The organism is Brevibacillus reuszeri, from assembly GCF_001187725.1.
Taxonomy (GTDB): Bacteria; Bacillota; Bacilli; order Brevibacillales; family Brevibacillaceae; genus Brevibacillus; species Brevibacillus reuszeri.
On the sequence record NZ_LGIQ01000009.1, the window covers coordinates 1833713 to 1846766 of the forward strand.

Here is a 13054-nt window from a genome sequence, read left to right on the forward strand (position 1 = left end):
TATTGGTAGAAAGAGAGGGTTATTTCTAGGAAAAAAAGAAAGAAAAAAGCAACAAATCGTAAGGTACTGACAATGAGAGAATTAGAGGGGAAAACATGAAAAAACTACGAGGACGTATGGGGAAAACGCTGACAAGCATCGCGTTATCAGCGTTGGTACTCGGTAGCGGCGTCATGGGGGCGCCAGCACCGACGAAAGCAGCAGAAGCACCAACCAAGATTACACTTTTGGGCACATCTGATATTCACGGACGCTTCATGCCGTGGGACTACGCTTTGGACGGTCCGAATCCGAGCGGAAGCTTGACACAGCTGTTCACGATGATCAAGGAGATTCGCAAAGAGAACCCGAACACGGTGCTGGTGGATGCAGGAGACTCCATTCAAGACAACTCTGCTGAGCTGTTCAATGACCAGCCGGAATCCCCGATGATGGTTGCAATGAACGAAATGGGCTATGATGCGTGGGCGTTTGGTAACCATGAGTTCAATTTTGGACTTGATACACTCGACAAAATCAGCAGTCAATATAAAGGGCCTGTACTCGCAGGTAACATTTACAAAGAAAACGGCGAGCGTTACTTCCCGGCCTATACCATTGTTGAACGCGCTGGCGTCAAAATCGGCCTGATCGGAATGAACACGCCAATGATCACTGACTTTGAAAAAGGAACGGATCATCTGGATGGCCTCGTGATCAAAAATCCGGTAGAAGAAACCAAGAAAGCTGTAAAAGAGCTGCAAGGCAAAGTAGACGTGATGATCGGCGTCATGCACATGGGCATCGAAAATGAAAACGGAATTCCAGGCACGGGCGTAGCAGACATCGCAAACGCTGTACCAGAATTGACCGCTATTTTCGCTGGACACATGCACAAGCTGGTGAAAAAAGAGGAGATCAACGGTGTACTGATCACTGAACCGGACAAATACGGTACCCATCTCTCCCGCATTGACCTGACGTTTGAAAAGAAAAATGGCAAAGTCGTGCTGGCTAGCAAAGAAGCGACTGCGCTCCCTGTCAAAGGTGCAGATGGCACGCCAGTTGTATCCGATCCTGAGCTGGAAACCAAGCTGACGCCGTTCCACGAATTTGCACGTGCAGATGCCAACATCGTGGTAGCAGAGCTGAAGGGCATGAACCTCGTGCCGAAAAACGAGATTGAGGGAATTCCTCAGGTCCAAATTCAGGAGACGCCTTTATCTGATTTCTTCCATGAAGTAATGCTCTACTATAGCAAGGCTGATGTCGTTGCTCACCAGATCGACAACGACAAGGCAAAGCTCGACGTAGGTCCGATCAAGAAAAAAGATATCGCCTATAACTATCAATATGCGGGCGGCGAGATCACTGTTTACAAAGTAACCGGAAAAGACCTGAAGGATTATATGGAGTGGGCGGTAGGCTATTTCAACACGACACGCCCTGGTGATGTGACGGTAAGCTTTGACAGCAAACGCCGTGCTTCCAAATACAGCACCAACGATTTCTTCGGCAACGTGAAATACGAAATTGATTTGTCCAAGCCATATGGTAGCCGTATCACCAACCTGCGCAAGCTTGATGGAACCTTGATCAAAGCAGAAGATACGCTGAAGCTCGGTATGAACGCATACCGTATGGAAGCTCTGCAAGCAAAAGGTGGCGCTCTGGAGGGACGCAAGTTTGAACAGCTATGGTCCTCCAAAGACAATACCACGTTTGGTGAAACTGCTGGTACAATCCGCAACCGTGCAATCGCATACCTGAAAGAAGTGAAAAAAGGTGTCTACGAACCGAAAGTACAGAACAACTGGAAAATCATCGGGGTAGATACGACAGCACCAGAACGTAATGATGTAGTAGAGCTGATCAATGCAGGCATCCTGAGCGTGCCAAAAACGGAAGATGGCAAATACAGCAATATCGCATCGATCAACATCAAAGATGCTGTCACCAAAGAAGAAATTGCAGCCCTCTCTGAAAAGGCGAAGGTAGATGCAGCGAAATTTGCCAATGTAAAAACAAAAGGCGAATTCTACAAGCAGCTGAACCAAGCGAGAAAAGCCGCGGCAGCCGCTACACCTAAACCGTAAGCTATTCGTACGCTAAATTGCATACTAAAACATAGAAAAGCCGTGACTCTCGCAGTCACGGCTTTTTTTCAGCCGGTAATTCGCTTGCGATACTTCACCAAATACATGAGGAACACGAGGAGAAGCAGACCCTGACCAACAATCGCTCCGGAAATGGACACCCCGACATACACAATCAGGTAGTAGATGCCCGATCCAACAATCATCAAGAAGTTTTCGATAAAGTTCTGAATCGCAATCGTTTTCCCCGAGCCGACCATTTTCTTGCCTTCCTCCTGCAATACGGTATTCATCGGGATAATGAATACGCCCCCCATAAAACCAACCAGCAGCAGCAAGCAAATCGCGATGAATGTGACGTGAATCCACGGGAACAGCACGATGATTAGAAACATTCCGAAACCAAATGTCAGCGAGCGAGTAAAATGCGCCAGTGGAATCAGCTTGGGAGCCAGGAACGCCCCGACGATAATCCCGATCGAGGTCGTAGCCAGAATGAGAGATACAGAAAAGCTCTGTGGGTTAATGTCCAGTGCGATTGGAATCCAGGCGAGCACAGCTACTCGCAAGACAGCAGAGCTCATCCAGAACGCTCCTGTACCGATCAGGGCGAAGCAGGTGTCAGGACGATTTAACAGCTGCTGGAAGTCGATAAAAAAGCGCCGTGCCTCGGCAGCATACCGAATGGACAGATTGCCTCTCATCCGTGGGATGAAAAAGGTCATAGCGAGCGAAAGCAAATAGATGATCAGGCAGATCGACGAGGAGAACGCAGGAGATGTCATAGAGGCGACAGCCCCTCCGATGCCAATCCCGGTCAGGATCGCAAAAATTGTATAGGCTTCAATCCGAGCGTTGGCGTGAAACAGCTCATCTTCATTACGCGTAAGCTCTGGCAAAATCCCGTATTTGGCTGGCGAGTAAACAACGGCTCCAACTCCAACCGTAAAATAGCTCAGCATCAGCATGAGGATGTTGGAGTGGTCAATGACGAACAACAATAGGACGCCAATCGCTTTGATCAGGTTGCCGATCACCAGTACAAGTGACTTCGGGTGTTTGTCGGCAAAAGGACCGACCAAAGGAGCGAGAAAAATATAAGGAAGAAAGAATGAAATAGATACGAGTGCGAGCATGGCGGGAGAAAAACCGTTCTCCCGCAGCAAATTGGCGATCACAAACAAAATCATGTTGTCGGCAAAGGCTGATAGAAACTGAGTGAAATATAGGGCTTGTAGTGGCTTAAGTTGTCTGCTCACATCATTTTCCTCCACTTTCAGCTAGTTGTTTCAGGGTGACGTAATCCGTTTTTCCGCTACCGAGGAGAGGCAGAGTCTTGATGACCTGCATCGTGCCTGGAATGAGCAGCGGTGAGTATTGCTTTTCGGTCAAGTATGCGCGCAGCTGGCTCAGTGCTACTGTCTCATCTGTCGTAAACAGGAGGACGCGTTCGCCTTTACGCGGATCATTTACGGTGATCGCTGCAAAGCCGGAGTGTCCAAAGCATTGCATCGCCAGCTCCTCAATCAGATTGAGCGAGACCATTTCCCCTCCGATTTTGGCAAAGCGCTTCAAGCGAGACTGGATGCTGATAAAGCCGTCCTTGTCAGTCGTAACGAGGTCTCCTGTGTGGTACCACTCTTCAGCAGGGATAAATCCTTTGCCGTGAATGAGGTAGCCCTTCATGACGTTCGGTCCTTTGACGAGCAGCTCGCCACCTTCCTCGATGCCGCTTACTGCATCGAGCTTGTAGGACATACCTGGCATCAGGCGTCCGACTGTTCCTGGCTTATTGGCAAGTGGGGTGTTCAGTGACAGGATCGGAGCCGTTTCAGTTGCTCCGTAGCCTTCAAAAATCCGTACCCCGAACTTTTCCATCCACAGCTTGCGTACATCGTCCTTGAGCTTTTCGGCACCTGCGAAAACATAGCGCAAGGAGTAAAAATTGTAAGGATGCGCCATCCGACCGTAGCCCGCCATGAAGGTCGAGGTACCGAAAAGAATGGTTGCGTTTTGATCGTATACCAGCTCCGAAATCGCTTTGTAGTGCAGCGGGCTTGGGTAGAGATAGACAGGAACACCTTTTACAACTGGCAAAAGCGTACCCGCTGTCAGGCCGAAGCTGTGAAACATCGGCAGAGCGTTGAAAAACTTGTCGCGTGTCGTAATATCGATGACAGTAGTCACCTGTTGGATATTTGCGTACAGATTCGTATGAGTCAAAACGACACCCTTTGGCTTGCTTTCACTGCCTGATGTAAACAGAATCAGCTCGTTGTCGCTTGCAGGAGAAGCCTTTTGCTTGAGCAGGTAGCGAGTGAGTGCCGCGAGCTTGTCGAAGCCAGTAGCGGAGGCTTTCAAATCTTCCAGATAGATGATTTTCAGATGTGGTTCTAGACCAGCGATAATATGCTCCAGCTTTCCTTTTTCGATAAATACCCGTGATGTCAGAATCGTATCGATCTGGGCCGTCTCACAGCAATCCAGCAGGGAACGAATTCCGAGCGAAAAGTTGAGGATCGCTGGCGTTTTGCCGATGCGGAACAAGGATAATAACGTCACGAGATGACCGACTGAGTTAGGCAGAAATACGCCGACTACAGGCTTACCTAAAAGGCTGGACTGCAATTTGTTACCGAGCAGGTAGCTGCCAATCAAAAGCGTCCGGTAATTGATAGCGCTGGTCAAATCCTTGGCGATTTCGAGCTTTGCGCCGTTGAGACGGGCAGCCTCCAGTACTTCATCGAACAGATTGACGTTTTGCTTCATGCGGCTTTGGAACAGCTCGTTTTGCAAGGTTTGCAGAATCTGATCATTGGCTGTTGCCTTTTGAGCACGCATCGACAGGTTTGGATCGCGTTCCATTGTAAAAGGATTACCGATTGTCATGGTTACATCGGGAAACCAGGAGAGGAGGAGCTTTCCTTTCATGTACGAAAAGATGGAGCGCTCCAAGCCCTGGATGGCTACCGGATATACATTTACGCCTGTTCGCAGGGCCAAATAACCGACGCCGCTGTAGATTTTCATCATGCTGCCAGTAGTGGTGATGCGTCCCTCTGGGAAAATCACCAGTGTCTCACCGCTTCTGATGACACGCAGCATGTGGCGAATCGAATACGGATTCATCGGGTCAATAGCGATGTGCTTGCGGAAGCGGAGGAAAAAGGCAAACCGCTTGGCGATCGTCGTATTGACTACAAACGTCGCGCCTTTTGGCAAGCAAAAAGACAAGAGAACCGCATCCATGAGCGAGACGTGATTGGGGATAATCAGCGATGGCTGCGAAAGATCGAGTTTGTGCAATCCGTTGATGCGGGGGCGGAACCAAAGCATCAGGATCATTTTCAGGAAGGTATGAATGAGTACCATGTGTACCACACCTTTACAAAAGATAATGGTGTTGCTCTATAGCTCTCATTGTAAAGAGTGCAGGAAGTAAAAAAAGTACCAACATTCATTGGTACCTTGTAATAAGACCTAGAACAGCTTTTTTTGATTGGCTTTTGCGGCTGCTTCCTTGCTCGTTTTGACGCCCATTTTTTTCAGGATGCGATTGATATGGTTCTTGATCGTGCGCTTGGTGATGTGCAGCGATTGCTCAATCTGTGTCTGAGTCTGCCCTTGGTGGATGAGCTGCAGGATGTCCTTTTCAGCAGGGGACAACAGCTTCTGGTCCTCCTCTTTTTTCATCCGCAAAAACTCGTTGCGCAGGGCAGCGGCAGCGGTGGGGTGGATCGCAGACACGCGGTTATAGGCGGCTCGGATCGCATCCGGTATTTCCTTGAAGCTACTTTTGCTGATGTAATTGACAGCTCCGGCTGAAAAGGACTCCACGATGACGTCCTCAGCGGTCAGCGAGGTGAGCATGATGATTTTACAGTCGGCTTGTAGCTCCATGAAGGCAACAGCGGTTTCGATGCCGTCCAAATTGTTCTCCGTCAGATTGATATCCATGAGCACGACATCGGCCTTGCCGGGAGCAAACCGTTCGATCGCTTCGTCTTTCGTGCCAGCTTCGCCAACAACCGTAATATGGGGCTCCTTATTGAGAAAATCGACGAGCCCCTTTCGCCAATCAGGATCGTCTTCTACGAGAAAAACAGTAATGGTGTCCATAAGTATAGCCACCTCTTCCATTCTTTATTTACGTTTGTACGACACGCTTTTTCGGGAAGAACAGAAATACGGTAGTCCCTTTCCCGGGCTCGCTGTAGATCTCGAGCTGCCCTTGATGCTTTTGCATGACATTGTAACAGTAAGAGAGTCCTAATCCAAAGTTTTGCCCTGTCCTTTTGGTAGAAAAGAAAGGATCGAGTACATGTGGCAGGTTCTCTTTGGAAATTCCTGTTCCCGTATCTGCGGCAGCGATAACAAGGTGTTTATTCGAGCGAAATAGCTGCAAGCGCAGAGTGCCGCCGTTTTTCATAGCCTCCATCGCGTTCATGCACAGATTGGTGATGATCTCCCGCAGCTGTACCGGATCACAATGCAGCTGTAGTGTCTCGTCCAGCTCTTTTTCCACGTTTACCTGATTTTTTTCCGAGTACGGGGTGAGCGTCGAGATGACCTGCGAGATGATTTGGCTCGGAAAGCAATCCGCCTCCCGCAGCTCTACCTCGCGCAGCTGTCCTTGAATACGATTCATCATATCCAGCATGTGCTGGGACGATTGCGAGAGGACAAGAGCATCTTCTTTGAGCGAAGGCTGATTCGTTTCTTCGGCAAACGATTCGATGCGATCTGCGTACAGCGAGATTTTACCTGCTTCGTTTTTGATCGTATGATTGATGATTTGCGCCCCGGATGTCAGCGCGCGCAGCGTACTGTCGAGACGCTTTTTTTCCACGCGGAGACGTACGCCGAGAAATCCGTATTTCAAACTAATGGCAACAATCAGAATGAACTGGATGGCAACGACAAGCATGTTGTAGCGCCACGCTTCGTAGTCATTCTGGATGCGCATGACGTAAATAAAAATAAACACGAAAAAAAGAGGAATGATGATCAGAACATTGGTAAAAAAGCTGTTCTTCTTAACAAGAGGGTCCTTTTCGCGTCGATATTGGACGATGAGCAGCGTGCATGAGACCAGAAAAAAGGGGATGACCCACGCGACCATGATCCAGTAGTTAAAAGAAAGCACGGGATAAATCGGCGTAATTACAAGCATCAAAAGTGGCAGCAGCAAGGCTGCGTACTGTATGCTTTGTTTCACTCTACGTGATAACCACTCTGATGAATGAACAGCAAACATGAAAAATGTATAGGGCAGTCCCGTTTGGCAAACAAATGATGCACTATAGCTCAGAAACAGTAAAAACTGCTCAGAGCCTGGATACAGGGCAAGGGTGTCTTTCCACAAAGGAATGAGCGTCTCATCGATGACTCCAGAGAGAAAGCCCCCACCTCCCACAAAGGCAGTCGCACATGCCCAGCGGATCGAGGTTCGTTTGGGATCAGTAAACAAGACCAAAAGACCCAGTGCCCATATGGTGAACAGTATAAAAACCATCATGGCTGTCTATTCTCCCGTCGAACATGATAGATCTATTATACCGTACGCAGGCTGGTAGAAACGGATATTTCGTCAACTGCCAATGAAAAACGTCAATTCTTTACAAAAAACAAAATGTGAACGAAAGCCGAGAAATATGTTTGAGTAGTGTATATTCTGAATAGTCATATCTATTCTCGCTGACAAAAATCACCTATGATTGTAGTTGGGTTAGAAGAAATCATTGGTATTTCATTGAACTGATTTGGGACAGGCGTAAAGGAGAAGCGAGTGAATGAAGGGATTCATGAAAAAACACCTGATTGTTCGGATTTTATGTGTGATTATTGCCGTGCTGGTGTTAATTGCTGTCGGTAATATCGCGACACAAGTCATTCAGACCCGGTCAGCAGTCGAGGACGGAATCAACAGCTATAATATGCGTATTGCTGAGAGCTACGCCGCTGGAATGCAGACAGATCGCTACGCTCAATTTTTGAAAGAGCCACAGGAAACGGAGCTGTACTGGTCGCTACGACAAGAGCTGGACGTTTTCCGCACACAAATTGGAGCGCGCTACGTGTATTTTGTGCGATTTGACGAGAGTAAGGAACCGAGAATCATGATTGATGGCCGTCCGCCGAAGGACCCTGACGCTTCTCCGATCAATGAAGTGACAGACATGCCACCTGCCGCTGTGCAATCTGTATTGGCTGGACATAAGGCAAGCTCCCCTATCATCGAAAATCCTGAGTATGGAACCTATTTGTCAGCCTATGTTCCCGTGAAGGATGCGAGTGGAACAGTCATGGGCGCACTTGGAATTGATACGGATGCCGCTGTATTTGAGCAGCTTGCAGCCAATGTTATCAAAAAGAGCCTTCCATTTTACGTGATGCTGCTCGTGATCACACTCGTGGCTATTGGCGTCATTATTTGGTTTGTCCAGCGGGCATTGCGACCGTTGCGTACGGTTCAAGCAAGTGCAGAGAAGCTGGCTGAAGGTGATTTGGCAGAGGCTGGCGTGATTTTGCGTGCTCAACCTGTTCGCTCGGAGGATGAGATTGGCACGGTATACAAAGCGATGCTGCTGATGTCTGAGAATTTGCATACGCGCGTGCGCGGTTTGGTCGTCAATATGGACAAGACCTCAGATCAGCTGGTTGTATCGTCCAAAGAGTTCGCCACAAATGCAGATCATATGCTGGTGATGGGGCAGAACATCAATGATACAGTAAAAGTCATTTATGAAGGTGCCAACTCCCAAAAGAAGAGTGCGGATGACAGTGTCGCTGCCATGGAGGAAATTGCACAAGGCATATCACGAATCGCAGGCTCTTCGGCTACGGTATCGGATGCGGCTATCCAGGCTGTAGACATCGCGCAAACGGGCGACACAGCGATGAAACGAATGAATAAACAAATGCGTGAGATCTCCTCTTCTGCGGCGCATACCTTGAGCATGGCGACTCAGCTGAAGGCGTATTCAGATGAGATTGAAAATGTACTCGCATCCATTCGCAGCTTCACTGAACAGACCAAAATTCTCGCGCTGAACGCTTCGATTGAAGCAGCAAGAGCAGGGGAGCATGGTCTGGGCTTTACGGTGGTCGCCAAGGAGGTCAGCAAGCTGGCAGACGCCTCAGCGATATCTGTGGGGCAGATTACGGCCCTGCTTGAAAACATCGGAACGGAATCGGGAAAAATCAGCGGGGAAATGGAAGTTGTTACAAAGGAAATCATGGCAGGTGTTGAGCTGTCCCACGAGGCAGAGCAATCCTTCCTGCACGCGGTTAAAGCGTTTCGTCTGGTCAGTGAGCAAATCTTGGAGGTTTCGGCTACGACTGAGCAGCTCTCTGCAGGCTCTGAAGAGGTTGTCGCTCAGTTTGGCAGTATCGCCCAGGTAGCAAGCGGTGTTACCGAGCAGACGCAACAGATACGGACCATGACGAGCCAGCAGCTGGATATGATGAAGCAGGTACATGAGGCCTCTGCTGTTTTAAGTGCTAATACCATTGATATGCGGCTGGCCATCCAGCAAGTAAACGTATAGGGCAGCAGCTCCATTTCTCACAAGAAGCCAGACTCTTTTCCAAAAAGGGTACTGGCTTTTTTGATCTGTCTGTGCAAAATGCTTCGCAGCTTCCCATGCTTTTCGTGATTACCTATGAATTCTCGTCATATGATTTAGTAGGAAGGTTTTTCCAAATGGCTTGTTGAATTGAAAACGAACTACCCAAATGATGCGACGATCTTTCTATCTAATCAATGGCAGGTGATAGGATGAAACGTTTGGATCTCGTTTTCCAAAAATTAGTAGAGGTTGGTTTGGATAAAAAGGTAAGTGCAGGAGAGCTGGCAGAGCTGCTGGACCTCAGCCGGGCGAACGTCAGCAGCGATCTGAACCGTTTATGGAAGGAAGGCAAGGTCGAGAAGGAAGAAGGACGGCCGACGCTTTTTTACGCAAAAGAAGCCAAAAACTCCTTGGTGCTGGAGCAAACGAGTCTGGACAGGCTGACCAAAACAAACAAGAGCCTTTTGACACCGGTCGAGCAGGCCAAGGCAGCGGTTCTGTATCCTCCGCGAGGCATGCACTGCCTGATTTTGGGGGAGACAGGCGTAGGGAAGTCGGGATTTGCCGTCCTGATCCATGAGTTCGCGGTAGATATCGGACGCTTGGACAAAAATGCGCCATTCGTTGTGTTTAATTGCGCGGATTACGCGAACAACCCTCAATTATTGATCAGTCAGCTGTTCGGTGTGAAAAAAGGAGCCTATACCGGAGCGGAAAATGATCGAAAGGGACTCGTGGAAAAAGCGGATGGCGGTATTCTGTTTCTCGATGAGGTCCACCGGCTTCCTGCAGAGGGGCAGGAGATTTTTTTCACCTTCATGGACAAGGGGACGTTCCGGCGTGTTGGCGAAACGGAGATCGAGAGAACGGCACAAGTACAAATCATTTCGGCGACGACAGAAAATCCCGAATCGAGTCTGCTTAAGACGTTTATTAGACGGATTCCGATGATTATCAGGCTTCCCTCGCTGAGGGAATGGCGCGTGGAAGAAAGATTTGGGCTGGTCATCAAGCTTTTTCGGGAAGAGGCGTTCCGGCTAGGACGGGAAATTACGATTTCAGCCAGTGCCATTCAAGCGTTCTTGTCCTATCATTGCCCCAATAATATCGGTCAGTTAAAAACGGATATTCAGCTGACGTGTGCCAGTGCGTATGCAGAATTCATTTCCATGAAGAAAAAACAGCTACATGTAACTGTTCAAGATATGCCCCATCATGTGAAGCAGGGTCTGCTGTTGGCAAAAGAACAAAAATCTGCTCTGGACGAATTGATCGGATCGAACAACGAATGCTTTGTGGTCCTGCCGACAGAGGAAGGGCTGATGGTCGGCAGAGAGCCAGAAGTGACGTCAAATAGCGTCTATGAAAAGATTGAGCAAAAAATTTACGAATTACAAAACCAGGGAATCAGCGAAGAAGAGCTGGAGTTTGATATTGAAAATTACTTTACCCCGTTCATTAAAGGCGTCCATCAACGGATTAACAAGGATGATATGGCACGGATTATTGACCCGATTATCATTCATTTGGTAGAAGAGATCGTGGAGTATGCGGAAGCGAAATTGGGGAAGATTTTGAGCCAAAAAGTGATCTTTGGCCTGGCGCTGCACATTCAAACCTCAAAGGAGAGGCTGGCACAGGGAAAGCAGATCGTAAATCCGCATATCAATGGCGTACGGCTCAAGTACAAAAAGGAATTTGCTGTGGCACTCGAATGCGTTCGGATGATCGAGGAAGCGATCCTTATGGATTTACCGATTGCGGAAGCGGGTTACCTCACCATGTTTTTTGTGCTGGATGACGAGAGTATGCAGGAGGAGCGGGAAACAATTGGCGTCCTGGTTATTACACACGGCAGTGGCGGAGCGACGGCGATGGTCGATGTGACAAATCGACTGCTGGTTACGGATTATGCCAAAGCGCTTGATTTGCCGCTTGAGGTAGATTCCATGACTGTGCTGGAGCAAGCAGTGAAGGTTGCCAGGAAGATTAGTGGAACGGCAGGTTTGCTTCTACTGGTTGATATGGGGTCCCTGCTCGGCTTTGGCGAGTTGATCGAGAAAGAGCTGGGCATCCCCGTGAGAGTTATTCCGATGGTGAGTACCCCGCATGTGATTGAGGCGACGCGAAAGGCGATGCTTGGTGCTCCCCTGGAGGATGTGTATCGCGATGTAGTGAGTATGTCTATCTTTCAACAGCAGCGGGATGAGCCTCCAAAGGAAATAGCGTGTTCCGTGGCACCGAAAATGGCGATTGTAGCGGCTTGCCTGACGGGAGAGGGGAGCGCACTTTTTTTGAAGAAGCTGCTGGAATCCCGTTTGCGCTATGATGAACAGCTTCTTGAGTTTGTTCCTTTGCAGCTCATTGACAAAGCACAGGCACGCAAGCAGTTGAAAGTGATGAAGACAGAGCGGGAAGTGCTTTGTGTGGTGAGCAACTATTTGCTGGATAAGGACCTGCGCTGCTACGGCATGGATGACGTGTTGAACGGAGAAGCCCTGCACGATATTCAGCAGACCATCGATTTGGAAGAGGCTTATGTGAAGATGGAGGATACGCTGAAGGAGCACTTGAGCCAGGTAGAGGGAAAAGAGGTTCTTCGCGATGTCAGGACATGTGTCAGCCGCATGGAGGAGCGCTTGAACATGACACTGATATTCGATACAAGAATTGGCACATACCTGCATATTTGCTGCCTCGTAGATCGGTTGAAAACAAATGCCCACATGGTTACGTATCAGGACAAAGAGTCTTTTCTTAAGGAAAACCGCCTGCTTTACAGTATGCTCCGCCATGAGCTGCAGCCGCTCCAAGACAAGTACGCAATATCCATCACGGACGACGATGTGTGCTTTATCATGAATTTCTTTCTACACAATAAAACACTAGCGTAAATAGTGTTTTATTTTTTGGAAAACGGAATGTGAGCGCAATACACTGGCGGATTGTCAGCGAAACACTAAAGCAGAGCTATTGTATACCTGAACAGAAAACCGCGGCGTAATGCACTTTGTTTTGAAAGCGCATACAAAATGGGTGTTTTGGCACGCCGCTTGCTATATCTATACGGCATCAAGCGTGTGAAAGGGGGGAGATGGATTGAACATTTTGCTTTGCTGCGCTGCAGGGATGTCCACCAGTCTGCTGGTTCAGAAAATGGAGCAGGCTGCAAAAGACAAAGGAATTGCCGCACGGATCTGGGCCGTTTCCGCAGATGAAGTAAAGAAGAACATTGATCAGGCTGATGTGCTGCTGATAGGTCCCCAGGTTCGTTACAAGCTAGCAGAAATGAAAAAGGAAGGGGATGCAAGAGGGATTCCCGTCGATGTAATCAGTACGATCGATTACGGAACGCTGAATGGAAAAAATGTACTGGAGTTTGCTCTGCGGTTAAAAAAGTAGAGGAGG

At 48.6% G+C, this 13054-nt stretch carries 8 protein-coding genes; 4 read left to right on the plus strand and 4 right to left on the minus strand.

Features of this window, described 5'->3' with window-relative positions; translation table 11 throughout:
* Positions 1-95 precede the first annotated feature (95 nt).
* Positions 96-2075 carry a bifunctional metallophosphatase/5'-nucleotidase gene (locus tag ADS79_RS23040; protein WP_049740686.1) on the plus strand — a complete coding sequence of 660 codons (1980 nt, stop codon included), beginning with the start codon at positions 96-98 and terminating at the stop codon, positions 2073-2075.
* 68 nt (positions 2076-2143) lie between these two features.
* On the opposite strand, the gene lplT is transcribed toward ADS79_RS23040, so the two are convergent.
* The 4 genes from lplT to ADS79_RS23060 all read right to left on the minus strand — a co-directional run bounded on the left by lplT (position 2144) and on the right by ADS79_RS23060 (position 7593).
* Positions 2144-3334 carry a lysophospholipid transporter LplT gene (lplT, locus tag ADS79_RS23045; RefSeq protein ID WP_049740687.1) on the minus strand — a complete coding sequence of 397 codons (1191 nt, stop codon included), beginning with the start codon at positions 3332-3334 and terminating at the stop codon, positions 2144-2146.
* A gap of 1 nt (position 3335) precedes the next feature.
* Positions 3336-5447 carry an AMP-binding protein gene (locus tag ADS79_RS23050; RefSeq protein ID WP_049740688.1) on the minus strand — a complete coding sequence of 704 codons (2112 nt, stop codon included), beginning with the start codon at positions 5445-5447 and terminating at the stop codon, positions 3336-3338.
* Positions 5448-5555: 108 nt separating this feature from the next.
* Positions 5556-6194 (minus strand): response regulator, encoded by a 639-nt coding sequence (locus ADS79_RS23055; RefSeq protein WP_049740689.1) that lies wholly within the window; start codon positions 6192-6194, stop codon positions 5556-5558.
* Between the two features lie 28 nt (positions 6195-6222).
* On the minus strand, positions 6223-7593 hold the full coding sequence (locus tag ADS79_RS23060; protein WP_049740690.1) for a sensor histidine kinase: 1371 nt from the start codon (positions 7591-7593) through the stop codon (positions 6223-6225).
* 274 nt (positions 7594-7867) lie between these two features.
* Here ADS79_RS23060 and ADS79_RS23065 point away from each other — a divergent pair, with 274 nt between their 5' ends.
* The 3 genes from ADS79_RS23065 to ADS79_RS23075 all read left to right on the plus strand — a co-directional run bounded on the left by ADS79_RS23065 (position 7868) and on the right by ADS79_RS23075 (position 13048).
* A complete protein-coding gene (locus tag ADS79_RS23065; RefSeq protein ID WP_049740691.1) occupies positions 7868-9625 on the plus strand; it encodes a methyl-accepting chemotaxis protein in 1758 nt (585 codons plus the stop codon).
* 230 nt (positions 9626-9855) lie between these two features.
* Positions 9856-12540 (plus strand): sigma-54-dependent transcriptional regulator, encoded by a 2685-nt coding sequence (locus ADS79_RS23070; RefSeq protein ID WP_049740692.1) that lies wholly within the window; start codon positions 9856-9858, stop codon positions 12538-12540.
* Positions 12541-12745: 205 nt separating this feature from the next.
* Complete coding sequence (locus tag ADS79_RS23075; RefSeq protein WP_049740693.1) at positions 12746-13048, plus strand: PTS sugar transporter subunit IIB; 303 nt, start codon at positions 12746-12748, stop codon at positions 13046-13048.
* Positions 13049-13054 lie beyond the last annotated feature (6 nt).

Bases quoted from the DNA above. Each gene is read 5' to 3' on its own strand.
- ADS79_RS23040 (WP_049740686.1), top strand. From the start codon at position 96: ATGAAAAAACTACGAGGACGTATGGGGAAAACGCTGACAAGCATCGCG.
- ADS79_RS23070 (WP_049740692.1), top strand. From the start codon at position 9,856: ATGAAACGTTTGGATCTCGTTTTCCAAAAATTAGTAGAGGTTGGTTTG.
- ADS79_RS23060 (WP_049740690.1), bottom strand. From the start codon at position 7,593: ATGATGGTTTTTATACTGTTCACCATATGGGCACTGGGTCTTTTGGTC.
- ADS79_RS23050 (WP_049740688.1), bottom strand. From the start codon at position 5,447: ATGGTACTCATTCATACCTTCCTGAAAATGATCCTGATGCTTTGGTTC.
- ADS79_RS23065 (WP_049740691.1), top strand. From the start codon at position 7,868: ATGAAGGGATTCATGAAAAAACACCTGATTGTTCGGATTTTATGTGTG.
- ADS79_RS23055 (WP_049740689.1), bottom strand. From the start codon at position 6,194: ATGGACACCATTACTGTTTTTCTCGTAGAAGACGATCCTGATTGGCGA.